Genomic DNA, 24,673 nt, shown 5'->3' with positions numbered 1-24,673 from the left:
AATCTATTAAGACATGTGAGCTGCCTCGGCCGTTTTTTGTTTTCGAGGCGCAGCAGAAATGACCAAAAGCCCCAGCATCATAAGCGCAATGCCCAGCCACGAGGAAGGCGAAAGCATTTCCCCTATGAAAAACACGCCAAGCAATGAAGCCGTCAGCGGTTCCGCTAAAGACAGCGTGACCGCCGCCGAGGCCGGAACCCCGGTAAGCCCTTTCGCAAACAAAAAGTATGCGGCACATGTTGCAATTAACCCGATGTAAAGGCTTGTTCCCAGTCCTCTAGGGGTCCATATCCACGAGATATCTGACTGCCATAATAGCGGCGTCAGCAAGATGGCGCTGAGCATGAATACAACGGCAGAGGTCGCTCGAGGAGGCTGGGTTTTCATCATCGCTTTACTGATGAGCGTATAGCCTGCAAAAGAAGCACCCGCTCCAAGCGCCATAAGAACACCAGCCACATTAATCCGAACATTGGAACTGTCGGAAAACAGAAGCCAGCAACCCGTTAAAGCCAGCACAGTCGCAATCCACCAGGAGTTTCGCGGGCGTTTCTTCAATACAGCCCATTCGAGGGTCCCGGCAATGATAGGCGCACTGCCGATGGCAATCACAGTTCCCACTGCAATTCCCGTTTCTTTAACCGCTGTGAAAAACAGCGGCTGGTAACACGCCATACAAACAGCGGCTAAAAATACGAGCGGCCATGACCAATTTTTCACGTGAAGCTCCCGGCTGATCCAAACCGCAAGCAGCATGGCGCTTCCTCCTATTAATAACCTGAACGCTCCAAATGCCAGCGGTGTGGCGCTTTCTGGAGCCAATGCCTGAACGGTTCCCGTGGTCCCCCAGAAAAAAGCCGCAATCAATACAAAAAGGCTGTAAATATTCCCTTTCATCTGCCTCTCCCCTTTAATATGGATGCTGATGTCATTTTATCGTTTTTCTTTTTGCTGTGGTTATCTGTATGTAAGAAGGATTTATCTGAAAATAAGATTATTGGGGTAAAATGCCGCTTGTGATAAAAAATGCATGCCGGCATATACAGCCGGCATGCGAAGAACGTTCACCCAAATACCTTTGCATTCCGCTCAGCCATCCGGACGAGGTTTTTCTCAAATTCCATTTCCTCATCAGTGGACAGTCCGGCAGAGTAAAGATGAGTGCTTAACGCTTTTAATTCCGTCAATAAAGCGAACATTAAGTCTTGTACGGAGATGTCTTTTTGCAGAAGCTCACTTAAGGACGCCATCGTTTCCGGACGTATTTCCGGATAGACGCCTTTTTTATCGTTTTGTTTGTCTTTCAGCGCCGCTTGATAGAATCGTCTGATCAAGTCGGCCCTTTCACTGCCGCTTTTATCCGCACAGAGATAAATTTGAACAGCGACTCCGCCGCGAACGCGTCTCTGAGAGATGCCGGCGAACTTTTTGCCATTTATACTGAGGTCATAGCTGCCGGGACAATAAGACCCTTCAATTTCATAGGCTTCGATCTTTGCGTTGTACGGTCTCAGCATTCGTCTCATCAGCTCGACCATCGCTTCATATCCTTTGTCTATATCGATGCCTTTCTTTTCGTCCTCGAATATGAGAGAGATATTTAAAACACCGTCATCCAATACGACGGCAAGACCGCCGGAATTGCGTACGATCACACGGTATCCTTCGCTCTCCAGCAAGGAGATGCCATCCTGCAAAAACGGGAGGCGTGTATCCTGTATTCCAAGGACAATTGTATCGTGGTGCACCCATGAGCGCGCTGTCGCCGGCGACACGCCTTTTCCGACGGACATGCACAGCGTATCATCCATTGCGAAGGATTGCTTCGCATCAAATAAAGGGCCGAGACTGGATTGGTCAATGACTCTCCATTTCGGCTGCATCAGTAAATCAATCGGTTGGTTTGCCATCTATGTAAAACCCTTTCATGTTAGGCTTATTGAACGAAAACTATTATATCATTTCAGCAGCTGTGATTGATAATTGCTTTTCAGCATCGTAATAAAAATTTCTTTATTTTTTGTATTCTCCATGAGAGGAGAATGAATGTAAGACAGCTTGCGCTTTAACGAGAAATCTTTAATATGCAGAATTGAAATTTCGCGGTGGATCAAATCCTTATGCAGTACGCTTCTGGATAGAACAGAAAGTCCCATGCCGTTAATCACCGCTTCCTTTACACCTTGATTGCTGCTGATGGTGAACATTGATTTCGGCCGAAGTCCATTTGAACTGAGTACATGATCGAGATATTCTCTCGTCCCGGAGCCTTTCTCTCTTGTCACCCACGCTTCGTTCTGCAAATCGCTGATCGAAATCTCTTTCCGCCCGGCGAGCGGATGCTGATTTGGAGCGGCAATGCACATTTCATCCTCCATGAACGGTTCAATTTCCAGCTCATTCTCGTTTGTATGTCCTTCAATCAGCCCGATATCAGCCTGAAGCATCCGCACACGCTCGCTGACCTCCTCTGTATTGCCAATCATGACATCGAGGTTCAGCTCTGGATACAGCTTTTGCAGCTGGGCCAATAGCGGCGGAAGAATATACTCACCGATTGTAAAGCTTGCAGCTATTTTCAATTCACCCTTCACATAGTGATGATGCGCATAGATTTCAGCCTTGGCTTGTTCGTAGAGAAACACCATTTGCTTTGCTCTTTGATATAAAATGTCTCCTGTCGGTGTTGTCGTAAAGTGTTTTGGCGACCTGTTCAGAAGAGCCGTTTGAAATTCTTTCTCAAGATTTTTGATATGCAGACTGACGCTGGGCTGGGAGATCATCAGCTTTTCCGCCGCTTTTGTGAAGTTTTTTTCTTCTACCACCGCTATAAACGTTTTCAGCACGTCGTAATACAAAAACCCCACCCCTGTCATTAATGAAATATATGGTTATGATTAGTTTTCTTTATTGTACTCATATCATCCGTCTTGGTAAAGAAGGCTATACGGAAGCGCAAAAAGGCAGCCCTCGGTCGAGAGCTGCCATCGTCTTCATTTTTATTACAGTGCTTGCGCCGCTGTAATTAATGCGAGATTGTAAACATCTTCAGCGTTACATCCTCTTGAAAGGTCGTTTACAGGCATATTTAAACCTTGCAGGATTGGTCCTACCGCTTCAAAGTTGCCCAAACGCTGAGCGATTTTATAGCCGATGTTTCCTGCTTCAAGGCTTGGGAATACGAATACGTTAGCGTCCCCTTTGATCTCAGAATCCGGCGCTTTTTTCTCAGCTACAGATGGAACAAATGCAGCATCAAATTGGAATTCGCCATCAAGAGTCAGTTCAGGCGCTTTTTCTTTCGCGATTTTCACTGCATCCGCTACTTTTTCTGTTTCATCAGATTTTGCTGAGCCTTTTGTAGAGAAGCTGAGCATTGCCACGCGAGGCTCAATGTCGAACATTTTTGCCGTATTGGCACTTTCGATCGCAATCTCGGCAAGATCTTGGCTGTCAGGCGCAATGTTGATCGCACAATCTGCGAATACGTATTGCTCTTCTCCGCGAGCCATGATGAACACGCCGGAAGTCTTTTTCACGCCTTCTTTTGTTTTGATGATTTGAAGAGCCGGGCGGACAGTGTCAGCAGTTGAGTGAGCAGCTCCGCTTACAAGTCCGTCTGCAAGTCCTTTATACACCAGCATTGTACCGAAGTAGTTCTCGTCTAATAATGCTTTACGAGCCTGTTCTTCAGTCGCTTTGCCTTTGCGGCGTTCTACGAATGCTTGTACAAGGTCTTCCATGCCTTCATATGTATGAGGATCATAAATCTTAACGCCGTCCAGCGTAAGGTTCAATTCTTTTGCTTTTGCTTGGATCTCATTTTCATTGCCGATCACAATCGGATTCAGCACTTTGTTTCCTGCAAGCTTGCTGACCGCTTCTAAAATACGCTCGTCTAAGCCTTCAGGAAATACAATTTTAACGTCTTTTCCAGCTACTTTTTCTTGCACTGTTGAAAATAAATCTGCCACAATAAAACCTCCTCAAAAAGTTACAAAAACGCTTTCTTTTACTAGCATACTCTTCTTCCAATCAAATTCAAACAGCCAACTTTCATTATAGCGCTTTCATAAAAAAATCTTATTTTTCTAACTAATTTAAGTGACTCAATCTTCCTTTATAGGTTCTTCTATTTTGTTGGAGTTATACGGAAGGGATGTTCAAGGTTTCTCCACAGTAGAATCGGATAAACTATGGTATAGTGAAGGCAATCATGAAAAGATAATGGGAGTGAAGATAAATGAGTGAACAGCAAATGACGAATGAAGCGGCAAAAACGCTTGACGGCTGGTATGCGCTTCATGATTTCCGCACAATGGATTGGGCTTCCTGGAAGCTTCTGTCCAGTGATGAGCGCCAATCTATCATACATGAATTCACCGGGTTGCTTGAAAAATGGGGCGTAGCCCAAAAAGAAGGAAAAGGATCGCAAACTCTTTACAGCATCGTCGGCCAAAAAGCTGATTTTATGCTGATGATCCTTCGTCCTACAATGGAAGAATTAAATCAAATTGAGCTTGAATTCAACAAATCAAGACTTGCTGAATTCACCATTCCGGCATACTCCTACGTATCAGTGGTAGAGCTGAGCAACTACTTGGCAAGCGGTGACGGCGATCCTTACGAAAATCCGCATGTGCGCGCGCGCCTTTACCCTGAACTGCCGGAATCAAAATATGTATGCTTCTATCCAATGGATAAAAGAAGATCCGGCAACGACAACTGGTATATGCTTTCAATGGAGGAACGCAGAAACTTGATGAGAAGCCACGGTTTAATCGGCCGCAGCTATGCGGGCAAAGTCAAACAGATCATCACCGGCTCTGTCGGCTTTGACGATTACGAGTGGGGCGTTACATTATTCAGCGATGATGTCCTTCAATTCAAGAAGCTAGTGTACGAAATGCGTTTTGACGAAGTCAGCGCTCGCTATGGCGAATTTGGTTCATTCTTTGTCGGCAATCACCTTTCGCTTGATACACTTCCTCAATTCCTATATGTATAATATCCCCTCCCGCCCATCCGGCGGGAGTTTTTTAATTCTCCTTTATCAGAATTTAAATAAAATTTGCTATTTTCTTCGTTTTTTCTTACGATGTAGATAATAATCCAATTTTTTCAAAGGGGTGCAGTTATTTGTCAAAACGAACCGCATTTGTTATGGGAGCCAGTCAAGGGATCGGGAAAGCAATCGCTCTGAAATTAGCAGACCAGCATTTTTCCCTCGTCATTAATTCGCGAAATTTGGATAATATTGAATCTGTCAAAGAAGACATTTTGGTCAAGCATCCTGAGGCGAGCGTCATTGTCCTTGCGGGCGATATGTCTGACCAGCATACGAGAGCGGCCATTTTTCAGGCAATCGAATCTCAATGCGAACGGCTTGATGTTCTGATTAATAATATCCCGGGCGGCGCGCCTGACACATTTGATAACTGCAATATAGAGGATATGACGGCCACGTTCACTCAAAAGACCGTTGCCTATATTGACGCAATCAAGCGTGCTTCCTCACTGATGAAACAAAACGAGTTTGGCAGAATCATCAACATTGTCGGAAATCTGTGGAAGGAACCCGGCGCCAACATGTTCACAAACAGTATGATGAATGCCGCTTTAATTAACGCCAGTAAAAATATTTCCATCCAGCTTGCTCCTCACAACATTACTGTCAACTGTCTGAATCCTGGTTTTATCGCTACAGACCGTTATCATCAATTTGTGGAAAATGTGATGAAAAAGAACAGCATATCCAAACAGAAAGCAGAAGAACAGATTGCTTCCGGGATTCCGATGAAACGGGTCGGATCAGCCGAAGAAACCGCAGCGCTCGCCGCATTTCTTGCCTCTGAGGAAGCCTCCTACATCACGGGACAGCAAATTTCCGCTGATGGCGGCAGCATGAAAAGCATATAAAAACATCCCGCTTTTTAGCGGGATGTTTCTTGTAATGACCCGAACGGCAGGTTCAGCTTTTGAATCCGCATGACAAATTCCCTCAGATCCTCCTGCTTCGACACCATTGAGATTCTGACATGCCTTTTTCCGTTGCTTCCAAAAATTTCGCCCGGTGTGACTACGACATGGGCATGCTCCAGCAAGTAATCGGAAAATTGGTGAGATGTCTCAAACGTATTCGGAATTTCAGCCCATACGTAAAAGGTTCCTTTTGGCTTTTCCATCTTCCAGCCCAGTTCCTTTTCGCAAAGCGCCGTAAAAAAGTCAATTCGTTCCTTATAAATTCGTTTCAACGATTCCGTATGCTCCGGATCTCCAGAAAGCGCCGCACTCGCTGCCTGCTGCAGCCCGCCGAACATGCCGACAAATACATGATCCTGAAATTCATTGACAGCCTGAATGATCTTTTCGTTCCCAACCGCAAACGCCATTCTCCAGCCGGCCATGTTAAATGTTTTTGAAAATGAATAAAGCTCTGCTCCGACAATTTTGGCATCCTCTGCCTCAAGAAAGCTGGCCGGTTTTTGATCGAATTCAAACGCTCCGTATGCAAAATCATGAATCAAATGGATATGATGCTCTTTTGCAAAAGCAGCAGCTCTTGCATAAAAAGCCGCATCAGCCACAGCTCCAGTGGGGTTGTTCGGATAGTTTAAAAACATAAGCTTCGCTTTTTCCAGCACGGCTGGATCAATCTTTTCAAAATCCGGCAGATAGCCATTTTCTTCATACAGCGGCATTTCGTAAAGCTCAGCTCGCGCCATCGTAATCCCTGATAAATATTCAGGGTAGCCTGGATTCGGGACTAAAGCGATGTCTCCCGGATTGAGCAGGCATTGTGTCAGCACATACAAACCGGCTTTCCCGCCTCCGAAAAGCGCGACCTCCGTTTCAGGATTGATTGTCACGCCGTATTCTCTTTTATAGAAAGCAGCGATTGCTTCCTTCAAAAAAGGATAGCCCCTGAAAGGGCCGTATCCATGAAACGAAGGATTCAAGGACGCCTCCCGCAAAGCCTCCACAATATGCGGCGGAGTGGGAAGGTCAGGGTTCCCCTGTCCGAGATTAATGATATGGGCCCCCGTTTTTTCCAATTCCTTTACCTTTTGAAAAACGAGAGAAAACTCCTGCCTTGGAAGTGTCTTGATGACATCGGACGGTGTTATTTCCATCTAAAAGACTCCTTTTTGCTCCGTTTTGTTATCCCGTTCCAAAAACGATTTGTTGACGAGCTTCGTATGCAGAAACAAACCGCATACGATCACGACAATCAGCCCCATAATGACCGGAGCGCTGAGGATGTTAATGAACATTGAACCAATAGAAATGCATAATCCGATAGACGCTTCAGCCACTGAAAAAATGCGCCCTTGAATCTGGTTTGCCGCATTTTCCTGAACCTTCACTTTTGCAAGCACTTCCCCGTATTCCATCGCGATGAAAAAGAGGATCGCCGCGATGACAGAAACAGCGAAAATCGGCGTGAATAAAAACAGCGCCAGCGAGACAATGGATAAAACGGTAAAGTACGTCAGGCCTCTATTATTGTTAAAGCCCCATTTGCCGACAAGCGCCGCTCCGATAAAGCCGCCGAAACCGATGCAGAACGTGAGAATAAAGTTGCCGATTTCCCCGTCACCCAAAAAGCGGCTGACAATCGGAAAATAGCTGTACACAACTCCCCACAGCAAAGCCATTGTAATCATCGTAAACATGGCGTTTAATACGAATGCATTGGTTTTGATTTCCTTGAGTCCTTCCTTAAAAGACTGAAAGGCCTCTTTAATGTTTTCAGATTGAATCGGCACAAATTGCAGCTTGATACGGCTGATAAAAAATGCCGAAACCAGGTATGTCACACCGTTAAAGGCAACAGCCAGCTCTACAGATCCCCCTAACAGAAAGAGCCCTCCGGCAGCCGCCCCGACGATAATGGAGATGGTTGTCGCTTTTGCAAATAACGTGTTGATGCTTTTAATATCTGATTCCAAGGACGACATGACAGCGAGACGGGCGGGATTAAAAAACACGCCGCTTCCATAAGAAATAAACAGCAGGGCCAGAAAAATCAGCGGATACTCGCCTTTTGGAAGAAATGTGAGCCCCAAAAAGATGATGCCTCTGATGATATCCGTCCACAGCATGATCTTAATTCTGTCTAACCGGTCGACCAGAACCCCCAAAAACGGCTGAAACACCATCGGAATGCTTCTGACCACGATGACCCCGGACGTCACCCAATAATCGTGATAATATGTAGACAAAATGAGCAGGGCAGGGAGAACACAATAGTCTCCCATGAACGATAGCGCCTGCCCGTAAAGCAAGTATTTAGAGTTGGGTTTCAGCTGTTTCATACTGGCAGCACATACTTTGCCGTCAGCTTTGCATGCTGCTGAATTTGTCTGATTGATTCAGCCACATCCTGTGAATTACTGCCTTTCAGTTCAAATGCAGCAATGGAATTGAAAGCTTCAAACAATGTCAAATCAACTGAAGTGCCTGGTGCTGCGGCCGAAAAAGAAACGATTTCAGTATCCCCTTTTAAAAGCCCGTCCGGAATATCGATCGCTTCAATGACCAAATCCTCAGCAGTTTCAGGAATTTGGCCATTTTGTTTGAAATGCTGCGGGTACAAATGGCAGTCGGCAACATAATAAGGCTCTTGATCCAATAATCCGTCCGGCAGATCGGCGTCTTTTCCGAAACAGAGGACATCTAATAATAATTGCGCCATATCAAGGCCGAAAACCTTTTTAATGTTAGGGATCATATTCCAGCCGGCAAATCTGGCTGCCGATTCAATTAAACCCGGTTCTCTGTTTTTCATTAGCTTGATCTCTGTATGTGTTGCGCAATTTTGCAGGCCAAGCCCTTCATTTGCCTTTTTGGCAGCTTCGACAATTTTCTTTTTTGCCTCTTCATCCAGAATGGACGGCGTAATGTGGGATGTCTCTGTAAACCCGATTTGCGGCGTTTTATCATGAATGGCGATCGGGAAATACTCACCGTCAGCCATGATGCCTTCTATACTGATATAGTCGGAGTACCCTTCTGTTTGATACCAGTCTCCGTACTCACCCTGTAAAAATTCTTCAGCGATAAACGGCGCTTCAAACGTAACCGCCTTTGGCACGTTAATTGATTTCAGATAGTCATTGACTCTGTTAAATTCATCTTCTGCCGTCTCAGTGTCCGTAATCAGCGTTACACCGATTGAACTCGCTAAGTATGTAGGCTTTAAGATAAGAGGTGTGCCGATCTCTTCAAGAGCAGCACGGAAATCTTCGAGAGTTGTGACTCGTTTGTTTTTGATCGATTTGACTCCGGCCTTATTAAAAGCGTCCCTCATTTTATTTTTATCTCTGGCATTTTCGGCTGCCTGCACGCCGGCACCTCTCAGGCCCAGACGTTCACAGGCTTTCGCCATCGGAGCAATGAATAATTCATTGTTTGTTGTGATGGCATCCGCCCCAAACATTTCGGCAACCTTGACGATTTGCTCGACGACCTCTTCCTCAGGCTTGTTATGATCCTCATGCGCCCAATAAATGGAGTCAGGATGCTCAAAATCAGCTAAACTCTTAAAATAGTCTTTATCTTTTATGACCGCGACCGAGTATTTTTCAATCAATGCTGCATGGGAGGCTGTAATTGCAAAAGGTCTTGGAATAAAGCTGACCAGGTTATATTTTTCAGCAGCGCTTTTATAAAACATGTGCGGCGGGCAGCCTCCAAGATCAGCGATGACCAATACTGTTTTTCTCTCCATATGTAAAACACTCCTTCTCTATTGTGCGGTGTATCCTCCGTCTGCGGTGATGGCGCTTCCGGTCATATAGCTTGATAAATCCGAGGCTAAAAACAGCATCACGTTTGCGATTTCTTCAGGTTTCCCAAGCCTCAGCAGCGGATTTACCTTCGCCTTTTCTTTTTTGATCTCTTCAAGTGTGCCTTCGTTATTTTCAAGGAATGATTTTTCATTCAGCGGTGTGTCGATGATCCCCGGGCATACGCAGTTCACGCGAATTTGATGCTTCGCATAATCAACGGCCATTGATTTAGTCAGCTGCAAAACCCCGCCTTTGCTGGCGTTATAGGCAGGAATATCAGGCCATGCCACGAGTCCGCCGACAGAGCACGTATTAATGATGTTGCCCTTGCCGGCGGCCAGCATATGCTTGAGTGCATGTTTGCTCATTAAAAACATGCCGGTCAAATTGACTTGCAGCACCTTGTTCCAATCGCTGAGCTCCATCTCGTGAATAGGCGCCACGATTTCGATGCCTGCATTATTAATCAAGACATCGAGTCCGCCAAATGTATGAACCGCCGATTCAACTGCGTGCTGGCAGGCAGCTTCGTCTGTAATGTCCGTTTGCACAAAGTGCAGCCTGTCATTATTTTCTTTTCGTACCATTGCTTCTCCCTGCGCTTCATCAATATCCGCCACAACCACATTGGCCTGCTGGCCCAAAAAAGCCTGAACCGCAGCATAACCAATGCCTGATGCGCCTCCTGTTATGAGGACGGTTTTATCGGTGAGGTTCATGATCATTCATCCGCCTTCATTTTTTTTTGCTTTTGCTCTGTTGTAGCGCGGCGGGAAGAAGATATTAATCGATTTTGATTCTTTTTCCGAACGGTTGATGGCACCGTGATCTTCACGAGGCTCACAGAAATAGGCTGTGCCGAATTTCATCTCGACTGTGCAGCCTTCGACCGTCATGTCATAGCCGCCGCCGATGCAGATGCCGATTTGTTCATTCCGATGTTTATGGAAAGGCATTTCTCCGCCATTTCCAGGGATTTTGGCAAGCATAATTTCTACCCAATCCTCAACAAAGAACGTGACTTCCATGCCCGGCAGCAGGTCTCTTGTTTTGAAAATATCCAAAAAGTAGTCCTCAGGACTTGTATATGTTTCATCAGCTTTCAGCCGCTTGATATCAATAGCAATCACTTCTTGGTCTGTGTCGTTTCTTGCCCCGTGAGGCACATGCGGCGGCGCGATATAGGCAGATTCCAAGGCTGTCATTTTTCTTGTCACATCTCCGACAGTCATCATCAGCTCGCCAGAAACGACCATGCCGATTTGGACCTCCTTATGCTGATGGGGTTCAACATTGGTATGCGGCGGGACGTAAGACATTAATACTTCAGTATCCCCTCGTACGGTTGAATACTGCCTCACTCCGTTTTCCCATTCAATTAATTTCGGTGTCGGGAAATAAAGCTCCTGCATATCTTCTTTAGTTTTCATCATCAACGTCTCCTTTTCCAAATAATGACCAGCTCATTGGAATGCTTTTGAATGTTTTTACAAAGGTTAGCCCGTACTTTTGCCGTGCAAGCTCATTGGTTAAGGCAATGTCATACAAACCTTCTTTTACTTTTCTTGCGGCTTGACTGGTTGAATTGACTAGTTTGAAACGAACATCTTTGCGGGTAAAATATTTTATTAAATTAATAGGTGAAGGATGTGAAACAATAACAGATGTATCAAGCATATCGTCTCTGAATTCAAAATCAGGACGAACAGCCAGGCCGTACATCGGTGTATCGCACCTGAAGATCTGCAATAGCTGCAAATCCGGCCTCATGTAGAAATGCTTAATGCCATCGTAAGCATGTGGGACGATGGTATATTCCAGCGGGCTTTGGAGCGTCCTTTCGATGCATGATTCAAAAGTATCATGCAAGGACAATTTACTGTTCAGCCCTTGTAGAAGAGTAAAATTGGAAATGAAATGCTTTGCTGCGTACTCACTGCTTGTCCCCTCAGGGCCGAGCGTGTTGACTGTAATGAGTTTGGATAGTGAATCAGTTCTTTTTTTTGTCTGAATGCTATTATCCAATATAATCATGAGCACCAACCAATCTTTTAAAATTTTAAGTAAATTTTATCCAGCGGCAATTGAACTGTCAATGTTTTTTGAAAATATTGATAATTATTCCCATACAAACAAAAAAACCCTTTATAAAGGGTTTTTAATTATAGGAGTTTAGAAACTTTGTTTATTGAGATAAGGACTGATCGGCCTTCTGCTCAAGTTTGCCGTACTTTTTATATGCGAATATACTGAGCACAAATCCGAGGACTGTGATGGCTGCGCAAATCAATCCGACAGCTGCATAGCCGTATGCCACATAAACGGGTCCCATTAAAGCAGAACCTAATGTCACGGCCAGATTCGAGGCGAGGCTGTAAAACACCATGACTTTTCCGCGATGACGCTCTGAGCAGTTACTCAAAATGGAGCTGAGCAGCGTCACCGTCAAACTTTGCATTAATCCCCAAATAAATAGGCTGACGATTAACAGAAACATTGACGCCGGCGCATATGGTAAACACGCCAGCAGTACGCTGATGACCCCCAACGCAATCAAAAGGGAGCGCATTTTTCCGATGCGGTCGGCTATCCTTCCTGTAATCACACTCATGGAAAACCCGATTCCATAAATCATGATAAATAAGCCCGCAGCCGTGTTTCCTCCGGTAAAAACGTCCTGAAGATAGGTGCCTAAAAAGGAATACATACCGTAAAAACCAATCATATTACAAAAGGTTATCGTGATATAAACAGGTACACGAGGAACTTTCAGCGCATCCCGGAATGTTCCTGCCGGCTCTTCTATTTCTTCCTTGCCGCTGTTTTTATGTTGGGCATGGCGGCGCATTTCAAGGAGAATCAGCAGGACAACTAAAACGCCCATCAAGGCGAAAATCCAAAACGTCCATCTCCAATGCAGGACGCCGCCGATAAATGATCCGAGCGGCACTCCGAAAATCAGCGCCAGCGACCAGCTTGAAACGATCAGTCCCATCACCTTGCCCCGGTATGTATAAGGAACACGATCACCGACAACTGCGTATGCGGTCGGAACAAACGCTCCCGCAGCCAATCCCGAGAGCGCCCGGCCTAAAAAGAAGAAAAAAATATTTTGAGCCAAAGCGCATATCACCGTTCCTATGATAAAGATCATAAGCCCGGCCAATAAGCTCAGTTCTCTGGAGTATTTATCGCCTAATGGAACCAAAAGCGGCGCACCGATAAAAATCATAATGCCGTAAATACTGATAGATAATGCAAGGACACTGACATCTGAGCTGAAGGCTTTTGCTAAATCCGGCAGCAGCGGTGAGATCACAAGCTCTTCAGATCCGGCTGCAAATACCCCCATCGTTAAAGCCAGTGCCAACAATAACGGAAAATGATGTTTTGTTTTGATGTCATTGTTTTGATTGCTGTTCATTCTTTCTCAAACACCTCTTCCATAATCTTCTTATCATAAAGTTGTATTATAGTTTAGCATTGTTTTTTCATTATTTACAATTCGAACGAAATCTTTATAACATTTATTATTTTCATTTAAACCCCATTATATATTTCTATATTTCATTCTAAAAATACATGAGGATGTAACACGTAGAAAAAGCTCTCCGGCCTCCCGGAGAGCTTTTTCTATTGCGCCTCTGTCTGCTTTTTTTCAATCGGTTCATGATTTATACGCTTTTTGATGCTTAGATGATAGTATGCATAGCAGAAAATAATGATCGGCACACCGCAGTATAAGCCGATTCTTTGATCCGGAATGAAAATAAGGCTGATCAACACGCAGCCATATAAACAAAATCCGAGCATCGGGACTAGCGGATAAAGCGGCGTTCTGAACTCCAGATCATTCACATTTCCGCCTTCAGCAAGGAAACGTCTGCGAAAGAAAAATTGCGACGCACAAATGGACATCCACGCGACAACTGTCACCATGCCCGAGATTGAGATACACCATAAATACACTGTTTCTGCGGCCATGACACTTGTCAGCAGCGAACAGCCTGAAATGCCCAACGTAATCAGCAGGGCATTCATCGGCACGCCTTTTTTTGTCAGTCTGGTGAGAAAGGATGGACCCATTTGATTTGATGAAAGTGACCACATCATACGCGACGCCGCATACAACCCCGAATTAGCAACAGATAAAATGGCTGTTAAGATGACAAAGTTCATGATATCTGCCGAAAATGGGATGCCGATTTGATCGAGTACCGCTACAAATGGGCTTTCAATCACCCCCGCCGTTTTGTACGGAAGGATGGCAACCAAGACGAACATAGCGAGCACAAAGAAAAACAGCGTGCGCCAAATGACATTTCGAATGGACTTTGGCAGTGTTTTTTCCGGGCTTTCACTTTCCCCTGCCGCAATGCCGACAAGCTCCGTTCCCTGAAAGGAGAAGTTCACCATGACCAGCGTAAACATAACGGCCAGCACCCCATTAGGGAAAAGTCCTCTATCAGTCATAAAGTTAGACAAAAAGGGTGTCTCCTGTCCGCCTTTAAAGTCAATCAAGCCAAACACAGCGGCTCCGCCAATCACAATAAATAATATGATCGCCGCCACTTTGATGCTTGAAAACCAAAATTCCATTTCTGCAAAGCTTCTGACAGAGAGCGCATTAATCAAAAAGATGACGATGCCGAACACGAGGCACCATATCCAGATCGGAACGGAGGGCAGCCACCTTTGCATCAAAATGCCTGCTGACGTCAGCTCTAACCCCACTGTATTCGCCCAGCTGAACCAATACAGCCAGCCAATCATAAAGCCTGTCGACGGTCCCAGAAATTTAGTGGCGTAGGCCTGAAACGATCCGGCCACCGGCATGGCAACAGCCAATTCTCCTAAACAAAGCATGACGAGATACATTAAAAATCCGCCGATGATATAAGCGGCAATGGCGCCGAGCGGTCCCGCCTGGCTAATGGTAAAGCCAGAGCCTAGAAACAGCCCAGTGCCAATCACCCCTCCCAAAGCAATCATAAACAAATGCCTGCTTTTCATGCTGCGCTGCAATTCATTTTTATGATTCTGCATCATCCTTCCCCCTTTGATTCTTTTGCCGTGATGGTCATCCGGTAGCTCTGCAAAAGGTGAACGGTGGTTTGCTGTATGAGGAGAGGCAATACATGAAATGTGTACGGTTTATAGACTCGTTCTGTCCATTTATGGCCGTCTTTTCCGTACACACCCATATTAATGGATGGAATATTCAGCTTGCGTATGTCTTTGAACGGAATGGTCCCAATCCTATTCCACCCAGGAAAGTTCCTGATAAAAGAATCAATTTCGCCATCGGTTTCGTGCAGTGATAAAAAACTGCCGTCTGCCAAGTAGGGGAAAAACTTTTTGAAGACAAATGTTTCGCCTGTCGATTCAGCTGTTTTGTCAGCCGCTTCTTTAATCACATGCTGCAAAAGCTGATCTCTTGTGCTATCTTCTTTCAAATAGTTATGCGGCAGGTAAGGAGGTGCGTAAAATAGAATGACTTTTGCGCCTTGATCGGGGTCAAGCTTTTGAAGCTCTTCGATTGCCTGAAAGCATCTCATGCGAAGTTCAAGGTGCTCGTTGGCTTTGAATGTCTGCTCGATACACTGCTCGGGATCAATCCCCCGGTTTCTCAGCTTTTCTAAGTATTGCTCCAGGCTATACACTTGAATGTCCCATGATAAATGTTTCTTTGGCAGGTTGGCTCTTTTTGCATATTCTTCATAATAATCTGATAATTTTTGTTGTGTCTCTCGGCATGCTTCCTCAGTGACTTCAATAAGCAAATCCATCATTTCTTTTGCTGTTCTTTCATAAATAAAACAATTGAAATACAAGCTGGTGCTGACAGCCGTTTGCACATTATAGGATTCCTTGTTATCACGCTGATACAAACAGGATGGTGGCAGAACCAACTCCCCTTCAACCTTTTCTGCCAGATGGATGTTATTGTGGAGACGGCTTGTGATTTCAGATGAAATGAAATTCGGGTCAATCCCTGCCAGTGTATCGCCAACATGGACTTCCCGCCCGTGGATGTAAAAGCACGGCAGCAGTTTTCCCGCGGCTCCGGTATAGATATATCTTGTCTGATCACCATCGTAAAGCGGGGTAATAAAATCCGTATTAATAGCAGCCAAATAGTGAAGCTGTTTTTCTTTTTTTAGCCGGTTCAGCTCTGAAATGCTGGCGAGAATGCCCGAATGCTGGCTCTCCTCATCGGGATTGGCCATAAACAATACATTTCCCGGCAACGTCTCAAGGTTCTCCGAAAAATGCAGGAGATTGGCTAAATGCACGGCGATGCCGCTTTGCATATCGACAGATCCTCTTCCGAACATCCAATCGCCTGATTTGGCATCCCGCTGAACATCCTGATCGAACTCATAGCGGCTGAAATACTCGGCCAATTTCTCACAATCAAAAGCGATATCCTTTAAAGGGCCGAAATCTTCAATTCCAACTGTATCCAGATGGGCATGGTAAATGACTGTATTTCGGCTTTCTCCATGTCCTTTAATAAACGCAAAAATATTTTTGCGATTGTATGGGTCATTGGGAATGGCCTGTTCCCACACATGACTGGGGTTTTCCTGAAAATATGGATAGCTCGTGATCACTTCTTTGATGAAATCTGCTTTTGTCCCTTCTCCAACGGTGCCGTTCACGCTGCTGAGGCTGACCAGAGATGCTGTCAGCGCCTCCACTCTTTCAGCCGGATTCATGTGACTGATTTTTGTATACTGCATAAATTGTCCTCCTGATCAAAAAGTTGAAATCGTGCGATCCTCTAAAGAATCGCACGATTTTATTTCTCTCAAATCAAAAAGCTTCGGACGTTGTTTTGGCTTGCATATGAAGAATTAAGTAATCGGGACCCCCTGCTTTTGAGTCTGTTCCTGACATATTAAAACCGCCGAACGGCTGATAGCCGACAATTGCTCCGGTACATCCTCTGTTAAAATATAGGTTTCCGACATGGAAATCCTCGCGCGCCCGTTCAATGTGCGCACGGTTTTTCGTCAGAAGCGCGCCTGTTAATCCGTATTCCGTGTTATTGGCAATCTCCAGCATATGATCGAAATCACGCGCTTTGCAAATCGCAACAACCGGACCGAAAATTTCTTCCTGCATCAAGCGGGCGTTTTCATCAACATCTGCAAAGATCGTCGGCTGAATAAAGTAGCCTTTTGAATCATCGCCTTCTCCGCCGGCCAATAGCTTGCCTTCAGATTTGCCGATTTCAATGTATTTCATCACTTTGTTGTAGGATGCTTCATGAATCACGGGACCCATATACGTATCAGGATCTTCTGGATTGCCGACAGTCAGCGTTTTGGTCAGCGCCACAGCTTTTTCCACCACATCATCATAAACATCCTGATGGATGACCGCGCGGGAGCCCGCAGAACACTTCTGTCCTGAATATCCAAATGCTGAATACACGATAGAGGATGCAGCAAGGTCAAGATCAGCGTCCTTGTCGACAAGCACTGTGTCTTTTCCGCCCATTTCTGCAATTACCCGTTTGAGCCATTTTTGGCCCGGCTGCACTTTGGCGGCTCGCTCATAAATCCGGCAGCCGACTGCACGGGAACCTGTAAATGAGACAAACCGTGTCTTCGGATGCTCAACTAAGAAATCACCGATCTCCGCTCCATCTCCCGGAATGTAATTCAGAACGCCGTTTGGCAGGCCCGCTTCCTCCATGACCTCGACAAATTTTGCTGCCACTACCGGGGCTGCGTCAGCCGGTTTTAAGAGAATCGTATTTCCTGTCACAATCGCTGCCGCCGCTGTTCCCGCCATAATTGCGAGCGGGAAGTTAAATGGAGAAATGACGATGCCGACGCCAAGCGCTTCGTAATGATATTGATTGAACTCGCCAGCACGGCTCTTCACCGGAGCCCCTTCCTTGAGCTTTAACATTTGGCGCGCATAGAACTCTAAAAAGTCTATCGCTTCAGCCGTGTCCGCATCTGCTTCCTTCCACGGTTTTCCCGCTTCCTTCACAAGATAGCTTGAAAATTCATGCTTTCTTCTGCGCAAAATAGCCGCTGCCTTAAAGAGAATATTCGCGCGGTGCTCCGGTCTTTGTTTTTTCCAGGAATCAAATGCCTGTAATGCGGCTTGCATTGCTTTTTCAGCAAGCTCTTGATCTGCTGTAGACGCGTACCCAATGATCTCTTCTTTATTTGCCGGGTTAATGGAAATGATTTTGCGGTCCGTTTCAATTTTTTCTCCATTTATGACAAGCGGATAATGTTTGCCGAGCTGAGTGTTTACAAAGGCCAATGACTCCCCAAATGCAGTTTTATTCTTTGCTTCCGTAAAATCGGTAAATGGTTCGTGCGCGTATGTGACTGTCATATGTAGTCCCCCTCGTGTTATGAAATATATCTTCGCATATGAATAAAAATGCAAGAATCATGCCATTTTCTTGTCTTTTGCTGAAAAAACTTGTTGAATCGAACAGAAATTTGTCTAACAGGTGATCATCTTTCTCTATTTCCGATCTTGAACGCAAATTTATTTTGCGATTTTTGCTCTTTAGGCAAAAAACAAACGCAAAATTATTTTGCGGAGGCTTCTCAAATTAGACCCATCCGCGGAATCGCGATGCTTCTGCCGATTTTCTGATGCCCGTCATGTAAGCCGCCAAACGCATATCCACTTTATGTGTTGCCGCTGTCTGATAAATTGTTTCGAACGAGCTGACCATGACGTTTCTCAGTTTTTCTGCAACCTCTTCTTCTGACCAATAATATCCTTGGTTGTTTTGCACCCATTCAAAATAAGAAACCGTGACGCCGCCAGCACTCGCCAGGATATCCGGCACAAGCAGCACGCCTCTTTCATTCAGGATCTTAGTGGCATCAATGGTTGTCGGGCCGTTCGCCGCTTCGACAACAATTGACGCCTGAATGTTATGTGCGTTTTTGGCTGTGATTTGATTGGAAATCGCGGCAGGCACTAAAATATCGCAATCCTTTTCAAGCAGCTCCTCATTTGTGATGATGTCAGTAAATAAGTTGGTGACCATACCGAAGCTGTCCCGTTTATCGAGCAAATAAGGAATATTAAGGCCGTCCGGGTTGTAGAGCCCGCCATTGGCATCAGAAATCCCGATCACCTTCGCGCCCGCATCGTGCATGAATTTGGCCAGGAAGCTACCCGCGTTTCCAAAGCCCTGTATGATGATGCGCGCGTTTTGCAGCTTGATCCCTTTTTTCTTCACCGCCTCTTCAATACAAATCGTGACGCCCTGTGCCGTCGCCGTTTCCCGTCCTTGCGATCCTCCCAAAACAAGCGGTTTACCTGTAATAAAGCCCGGAGAATCGAATTCCCGCAGCCGGCTGTACTCATCCATCATCCACGCCATAATCTGCGAATTTGTGTATACATCTGGAGCTGGAATATCCTTTGTCGGACCGACGATCTGGCTGATGGCACGGACATACCCCCTGCTCAGCCTTTCCAGTTCTCCAAATGACATTGTCCGCGGATCACAAATAATACCGCCCTTCCCGCCGCCGTAAGGAAGATTGGCAATCCCGCATTTGAGCGTCATCCAAATGGATAACGCCTTTACTTCCTCTTCATTGACTTCTGGATGGAAACGTACGCCCCCCTTTGTCGGACCGACAGCATCATTGTGCTGTGACCGGTAGCCTGTGAACACTTTGACGCTCCCATTGTCCATTTTGACCGGAATGCGGACAGTGAGCATTCTCTGCGGCTCTTTCATGAGTTCATACATATCGCCCGGATAACCCAGCTTCCGAAGGGCTTCCTTAATGATTGTTTGGGTAGACAGAAATAAATTTAGAGCTTCTTTTTCCTCATCTTTCGAGACTTGCTTTGCTGACATCTTTTTCACCTCATTGTTTTTTTGGCCGGCTGTAATGTAAGCGCTTTAAAAAATCAGCCCGCCAATTCCTTTCTGCATTGGATTCACCCTTATCATCATGCAAGATCCGTACCAGCTTTTTTTATCAACAAAAAAGAGACTGAAAACATCTCAGTCTCTGATTAAAAATCTATTTATTAACGAGGGTCAATCACAAGCTGCGTTTCAGCATTTAAACTGCCGATTCCCAAACCGTTTACTACATCGCCTTTAATCGTGTAAGTGCCTGCGCGCGGAAGGGTTTTGCGCACCATGACGAGGTCAAATTCGGATGCGCCTAACAAATCAAGCGTAAGCGGGAGTCTGACTGTTTTTCCATCGTTTAAAATCTGTGTTTCTTTCAGTGTTCTTCCATTCACTGAATCTCTTGTCGTAGCATGAAACCCGTCAGGAAATTGAAATTCTACCGCTCCGAGAGAAAGCACCGCATTTGGTTTATATGTCACTTCAATATCAGAAGTGGTCCACTCTTTCGTGCTGTTAATTGTTTTTGCCTCGATTGATGCAGACTGTGCATGAGCTTGGCCCGAAGGAAGTAAGATTGATAGTAAAACAGCTGAACTGATGAATAATGAAGATACGAATGAAGTTCTTTTTAACATGACATTTCCCCCTATTTGATTGTTGAAATTTGGCCAGAGCGTCCTCTGCAGAAAAAGCGCCTTTTCGTAATTCGCGAATTACCAGTTTCTTTTTCTTAAAAATTAATCTATCATCATTTTCCATGGAAGTAAATGCTTTTTAAGGAATATTAACACTTGGAATTCATTGAGAATTCCTTCCTGTTTATACAAGGTTCAAATGGACGATTTCTCTCTCTTTTTCTAGTAACATCCGCCTGACATTTCCTATCTTTTATCCTATTTTAAAAAAGGACAAAAAAAGTCGAAGATGCCTCTGCTCTTCGATTGATCACGTTCCTATTTTTATCTGAATTCAGTGTTCCAGTTAAAACCGATCGTCTCATCATTCCACGGAATTCTTTTTTCATCAGGCTGATCCGGGTTATACGACATGGTGGTAAAATAGATAATTGTCAGCGGCGTCTCTCCCAGCACTCTGTATCCGTGAGCCACCCCTTTTGGGATTAATAACAGCATCGGGTTGTCTTCGCCCATATAATAGACGTCCGTTTCTCCTTTTGTCTTTGAATCCTCTCGAAGATCGTATAGGACAACCTGAGCGTGGCCGGTTGGGAAGAACCAGAGATCATCCTGCTTCTCATGATAATGAAATGCCTTAATCACACCCGGATAGCTTTTCGACCAAGAGGCCTGCCCAAAATGCTCAAGGAGATTCTCATCGTCCCGGACCAGCTCAGCAAAAAAGCCTCTGTCATCGCTATGCTTCGTCAATTTTTTTACCTTGACTCCATCAATCACACGCACTGCTCCTTTCCTGCAAATACTCCCGTAACGCTTCCCGCCAGTGGCGGGGACGGATGCCGGCTTCTTCAATGGCCCGATGGCTCAGCACAGAGTAAGCCGGACGGGGCGTTTTGTTCCCGTATTCCTCTGTCGTTACAGGCAAAATGGCTGTTTCCAGCCCGCTTTCTTCCATAATTGCCGTCGCAAACTCATACCAGCTGCATATGCCTGAATTGCTGACATGATAGATGCCCGGCGGATGGCTGAACAGTTTGATGACCGCTTCTGCTAAATCCTTCGTATAAGTCGGCGAACCAATTTGATCGCTGACAACCCGAAGCTCTTGTTTCGTTTCAGCAAGCTTCAGCATGGTTTCAACGAAATTACTGCCGCCATGTCCGTACACCCACGATGTTCTGATGATCGTGCTGTCTTTTGTCGTTAATCGTATCAGTTCTTCTCCGAGCCTTTTGCTTTTGCCATAAATGGTTTTCGGATCGAGGGGATCGTCTTCCCTATATGGCTGGGTTCCTTTCCCATTGAATACATAGTCCGTGCTGATATGAACATATTGAGCTCCGATGCGGGTTGACTCAAGCGCTGTATAATAAGCGCCGATTCCGTTAATCAAGTACGCTTTATCAAGCTCTTTCTCGCATTGATCAACCGACGTAAACGCGGCGCTATTGACCACGATATCCGGCTGATAATGGCCAAACGAATGCCGTACTGAGCGCTGGTCAGCAATGTTCATCATCTTCTTTGTTAACGCAATGACCTCATATCCGGCTTGCTTCAGCTGGCGGCATAGTTCCAAGCCAAGCTGTCCTCCCGCCCCAGTCACCAATACCTTTGTCAATCAGATCACCTTCTCATCGGTCATTGTCTGTATACCACTGAATCGTACGCGCAATGCCTTCTTCAAACGTCACTTCCTGCCGCCAGCCCAGTTCGTTTTTCAGCTTTGATGCATTGATCGCATAGCGCCGGTCATGCCCTTTTCGGTCTTCCACGTGGGCGAACAATTCCTCACAGCCCAGATGCTTCAAAATGGCACTCGCCAGCTCTTTATTCGTGCGTTCATTTCCGCCTCCGATGTTATACACCTCGCCGTCGGTCCCTTTTTCTAAAATCAGCTTGATCGCGCGGCAATGATCCTCCGCAAACAGCCAGTCTCGGATCTGGAGTCCATCGCCATACAGCGGAACAGGCAGGCCCTGCTTCGCATGACGGATAATCGTCGGAATCATTTTTTCGCTGTGCTGATAAGGTCCGTAATTGTTGCTGCATCGTGTAATGATGGCCGGAAGCTTGTGGGTTTTCACATAAGACAACACGAGCAAATCAGAGCTTGCTTTGCTGGCTGAGTATGGGTTATTAGGAGAAAGCGGCGTCGTTTCTGTAAACGCGGGATCATCCGCTTTTAAATCCCCGTATACCTCATCTGTTGAAATATGAATCAGCTTCTTGGCTTTTCCTTTCAAGACCGCTTCCGCCAATCGGTATGTCCCCATGACATTTGTGGTGATAAACGGCTCCGCTTGGGAAATGCTTCTGTCCACATGCGATTCTGCTGCGAAGTGAATGACGCCATCGTAGGTCTCGTCAAAAGCGCGGTCGATATCCTCCTGAACGCTGATGTCCCCTTTTACAAAGCGAAAACGGCTGTTTTGCTTTAATTTTTCCATTTCCTCCGGGTGGCTGGCGTACGTCAGTTTATCTAAAACGGTAATGCGCGCTTCCGTTTCCCTCAGCATGAGCTTTGTAAACGTGAGCCCGATGAAGCCGGCCCCGCCTGTAATTAAATATGATTTTGCCATCACTTTTCGTCCTGTCCTTTCCGTAAAGCCTGGTGTACAAGCTGGGAAGCGAGATAAAGCGATTCGTGAGTTCCGGCATCTACCCACCAGCCTGATAACACATCATACGTAAGCTGGCTGTTTTCGATGTATAGATTATTCACATCGGTGATTTCCAGCTCGCCGCGCTTTGATGGTGATATTTGTTCAATATACGAAAACACCTCTGCATCATACATATAAATGCCGGTAACACAAAGGTTGGTCGGTGGCTGTTCGGGCTTTTCGATGATGGAACGAATCCGCTTGTTTTTCTCATCAATCTCAGCAATCCCGAAGCGTTCCGGGTCATCAACTTCTTTCAGAAGCACTTTTGCTCCTTTCCCCTGCTGTTCAAAGCGTTCTGTATAAGGCTTTAATGAATCTTCAAATATATTATCACCTAATAATAAAATGAAAGACTCTTTTTTCGTAAAGCGCTTTGCATAAGACAGCCCATCCGAAATGCCCGATGCTGCCGGCTGTACTTGATAAGTGATAGTAACGCCAAGCTCTTCTCCGTTTCCAAGCAGTTTATAAAATTGCGGCATATGCTCTTTTTGGCTGATGAGTAAAATGTCTTTTATTCCGGCTTCCTCCAGCTTCATAATCGACCAGTATATCATCGGATACGGGCCTACAGGAAGCAAATGCTTGTTGACGGCTTTCGTTAAGGGCATAAGGCGTGAGCCGTTTCCTCCGGCTAAAATAACACCTTTCACATTAACACTTCCTTACATGCATTTTTATATCTTTTGTTCATATAAATCTTGAAGAATAGCTGTTACCCGCATAATGCCTTTGCCATCCACGAGCGGCCTTCCTCCCTTATGCAAAGAAAGGCGAAGAGGATAGCTGCTCATAATGCGTGACATCTGATAGATGAGTGTTTCATCCGGTACAAGCTCACCCAAACCAAGATCAAGAGCGGCGCCTTGGCCAGCAAATGTTTTTGCTGTTGCCGTTTGATGCTCAACCTGAGAAAGAACAAGGCACGGCACGCCGATGCAAATGGCTTCATATAGAGAGATGCCGCCGGCGACAATGGCTGCGTCCGCTTGTTTCATCAAACCTGCCATATCATTTGTCTGTTCGATCATCTTGTACTGCGGCTTCTTTTCGATCCGCCTTCGGACTGCCTCTTGATGCGGTGAAGCGCTCCCCATTACAAACATTATGTTTTTGTCTTTTATGTCGGGGACTTGATCAGCGGCAGCCAGCACTTTAAAAATAAGCTGCTTCGGATCACTTCCTCCTAATGCAACAAGGATATTGCGGCAGTCTTTCTTAAGTGTGTAATCCTCTCTTGCGGCCTGAAAGGCGGGGTGAAGAATAAGATAGTCCGGGCCTTCATAGATGCGTGTGTTTCCCTGAACGTACACCCTGCTTCTGATGTCACCGTAAATTCCGTTAATGACTGAGTCACTATATTGAATCGATTTACCGTTTTTCTCTTCAAAAAGAACAATTTTCGCATCTGTCTCCGTCTTTATTTTCTTTAACAGCTCTGCAGGCGCGCCTAGAATATCAAACAAAAGCAAATCAAGCTTCTTGCTTTTTATTTCCCGGAGAATAAACTCGTGCTGCTGCAGCTCCGGCTTTACGATGACCTGCCAATGCTCTTCATGAAGAAACGCTTCAGAATCCTGATTCGTATAAAACGTAATCAAGCATCGCTGTTTGAGCCCCTCCGCAAGTCTCTTCATCCGGACAACATGGCCCATTCCCTTTTCATAGCCGCCGTCTGCGAAGATCCCAACATGCATG

General features: G+C 45.6%; 22 protein-coding genes and 1 pseudogene. 2 read left to right on the top strand and 21 right to left on the bottom strand.

From position 1 onward, the window contains the following. Nucleotides 1–6: 6 nt before the first annotated feature. The 4 genes from M1D94_RS01795 to pta all read right to left on the bottom strand — a co-directional run bounded on the left by M1D94_RS01795 (nt 7) and on the right by pta (nt 3,974). On the bottom strand, nt 7–897 hold the full coding sequence (locus tag M1D94_RS01795) for a carboxylate/amino acid/amine transporter (protein WP_264379378.1): 891 nt from the start codon (nt 895–897) through the stop codon (nt 7–9). Nucleotides 898–1,064: 167 nt separating this feature from the next. Then, the gene (ywfL, locus tag M1D94_RS01790; RefSeq protein ID WP_021480904.1) at nt 1,065–1,910 is read right to left on the bottom strand and encodes an octanoyl-[GcvH]:protein N-octanoyltransferase; all 846 of its coding nucleotides are present in this window, start codon (nt 1,908–1,910) and stop codon (nt 1,065–1,067) included. A gap of 48 nt (nt 1,911–1,958) precedes the next feature. Continuing rightward, nucleotides 1,959–2,858, bottom strand: coding sequence for a cysJI operon transcriptional regulator CysL (gene cysL / locus M1D94_RS01785; RefSeq protein WP_014481233.1), 900 nt, complete (start codon nt 2,856–2,858; stop codon nt 1,959–1,961). A gap of 144 nt (nt 2,859–3,002) precedes the next feature. After that, on the bottom strand, nt 3,003–3,974 hold the full coding sequence (gene pta / locus M1D94_RS01780) for a phosphate acetyltransferase (RefSeq protein WP_003235941.1): 972 nt from the start codon (nt 3,972–3,974) through the stop codon (nt 3,003–3,005). A gap of 269 nt (nt 3,975–4,243) precedes the next feature. Here pta and hemQ point away from each other — a divergent pair, with 269 nt between their 5' ends. Together hemQ and bacG are read left to right on the top strand one after the other, a co-directional pair. Further along, nucleotides 4,244–5,008, top strand: coding sequence for a hydrogen peroxide-dependent heme synthase (gene hemQ / locus M1D94_RS01775; RefSeq protein WP_003242896.1), 765 nt, complete (start codon nt 4,244–4,246; stop codon nt 5,006–5,008). A 131-nt stretch (nt 5,009–5,139) separates the two neighbouring features. After that, the gene (gene bacG / locus M1D94_RS01770) at nt 5,140–5,919 is read left to right on the top strand and encodes an NADPH-dependent reductase BacG (RefSeq protein ID WP_103803665.1); all 780 of its coding nucleotides are present in this window, start codon (nt 5,140–5,142) and stop codon (nt 5,917–5,919) included. Between the two features lie 14 nt (nt 5,920–5,933). On the opposite strand, the gene bacF is transcribed toward bacG, so the two are convergent. The 17 genes and pseudogenes from bacF to M1D94_RS01685 form a co-directional block, all read right to left on the bottom strand. Next, nucleotides 5,934–7,133, bottom strand: coding sequence for a transaminase BacF (bacF, locus tag M1D94_RS01765; protein WP_041850400.1), 1,200 nt, complete (start codon nt 7,131–7,133; stop codon nt 5,934–5,936). Then, nucleotides 7,134–8,318: a bacilysin exporter BacE gene (gene bacE / locus M1D94_RS01760; RefSeq protein WP_019712823.1), complete on the bottom strand. Its 1,185-nt coding sequence runs from the start codon at nt 8,316–8,318 to the stop codon at nt 7,134–7,136. Continuing rightward, on the bottom strand, nt 8,315–9,733 hold the full coding sequence (gene bacD / locus M1D94_RS01755; RefSeq protein WP_003242921.1) for an alanine--anticapsin ligase: 1,419 nt from the start codon (nt 9,731–9,733) through the stop codon (nt 8,315–8,317). The genes bacE and bacD overlap by 4 nt, the downstream gene beginning before the upstream one ends. 18 nt (nt 9,734–9,751) lie before the next feature. Beyond that, the gene (gene bacC, locus M1D94_RS01750) at nt 9,752–10,513 is read right to left on the bottom strand and encodes a dihydroanticapsin 7-dehydrogenase (RefSeq protein WP_003243359.1); all 762 of its coding nucleotides are present in this window, start codon (nt 10,511–10,513) and stop codon (nt 9,752–9,754) included. Between the two features lie 2 nt (nt 10,514–10,515). Next, nucleotides 10,516–11,224: pseudogene (gene bacB, locus M1D94_RS01745) on the bottom strand (3-((4R)-4-hydroxycyclohexa-1,5-dien-1-yl)-2-oxopropanoate isomerase). Further along, nucleotides 11,214–11,828, bottom strand: coding sequence for a prephenate decarboxylase (gene bacA, locus M1D94_RS01740; RefSeq protein WP_009968341.1), 615 nt, complete (start codon nt 11,826–11,828; stop codon nt 11,214–11,216). Before bacA ends, bacB begins: the two are co-directional and overlap by 11 nt. Nucleotides 11,829–11,979: 151 nt before the next feature. Continuing rightward, nucleotides 11,980–13,218, bottom strand: coding sequence for an MFS transporter (locus tag M1D94_RS01735; RefSeq protein ID WP_321541435.1), 1,239 nt, complete (start codon nt 13,216–13,218; stop codon nt 11,980–11,982). A gap of 209 nt (nt 13,219–13,427) precedes the next feature. Beyond that, nucleotides 13,428–14,840 (bottom strand): amino acid permease, encoded by a 1,413-nt coding sequence (locus M1D94_RS01730; protein ID WP_021480909.1) that lies wholly within the window; start codon nt 14,838–14,840, stop codon nt 13,428–13,430. Further along, a complete protein-coding gene (locus M1D94_RS01725; RefSeq protein ID WP_163138414.1) occupies nt 14,840–16,540 on the bottom strand; it encodes a M20 family metallopeptidase in 1,701 nt (566 codons plus the stop codon). The genes M1D94_RS01730 and M1D94_RS01725 overlap by 1 nt, the downstream gene beginning before the upstream one ends. Before the next feature lie 73 nt (nt 16,541–16,613). After that, nucleotides 16,614–18,161, bottom strand: a complete 1,548-nt coding sequence (gene pruA / locus M1D94_RS01720) for an L-glutamate gamma-semialdehyde dehydrogenase (protein WP_031315430.1) — start codon at nt 18,159–18,161, stop codon at nt 16,614–16,616. Nucleotides 18,162–18,387: 226 nt separating this feature from the next. Then, entirely contained in the window at nt 18,388–19,662 is a 1,275-nt protein-coding gene (gene rocG, locus M1D94_RS01715) for a glutamate dehydrogenase (RefSeq protein WP_456270395.1), read from the bottom strand. Nucleotides 19,663–19,838: 176 nt separating this feature from the next. Then, nucleotides 19,839–20,303 carry a biofilm surface layer hydrophobin BslB gene (bslB, locus tag M1D94_RS01710; RefSeq protein ID WP_014478326.1) on the bottom strand — a complete coding sequence of 155 codons (465 nt, stop codon included), beginning with the start codon at nt 20,301–20,303 and terminating at the stop codon, nt 19,839–19,841. 324 nt (nt 20,304–20,627) lie between these two features. Next, complete coding sequence (locus tag M1D94_RS01705; RefSeq protein WP_003222100.1) at nt 20,628–21,083, bottom strand: dTDP-4-dehydrorhamnose 3,5-epimerase family protein; 456 nt, start codon at nt 21,081–21,083, stop codon at nt 20,628–20,630. Beyond that, nucleotides 21,076–21,927 (bottom strand): dTDP-4-dehydrorhamnose reductase, encoded by an 852-nt coding sequence (rfbD, locus tag M1D94_RS01700; protein ID WP_015250965.1) that lies wholly within the window; start codon nt 21,925–21,927, stop codon nt 21,076–21,078. The genes M1D94_RS01705 and rfbD overlap by 8 nt, the downstream gene beginning before the upstream one ends. Before the next feature lie 13 nt (nt 21,928–21,940). Next, on the bottom strand, nt 21,941–22,888 hold the full coding sequence (gene rfbB, locus M1D94_RS01695; protein WP_456270394.1) for a dTDP-glucose 4,6-dehydratase: 948 nt from the start codon (nt 22,886–22,888) through the stop codon (nt 21,941–21,943). Continuing rightward, nucleotides 22,888–23,628, bottom strand: coding sequence for a sugar phosphate nucleotidyltransferase (locus M1D94_RS01690; protein ID WP_014478328.1), 741 nt, complete (start codon nt 23,626–23,628; stop codon nt 22,888–22,890). The genes rfbB and M1D94_RS01690 overlap by 1 nt, the downstream gene beginning before the upstream one ends. 24 nt (nt 23,629–23,652) lie before the next feature. After that, nucleotides 23,653–24,672, bottom strand: coding sequence for a PseG/SpsG family protein (locus M1D94_RS01685; protein WP_124047840.1), 1,020 nt, complete (start codon nt 24,670–24,672; stop codon nt 23,653–23,655). Nucleotide 24,673 lies beyond the last annotated feature (1 nt).

Source organism: Bacillus sp. JZ109 (assembly GCF_053903135.1).
This window is presented reverse-complemented; position numbering and strand designations above follow the sequence as displayed.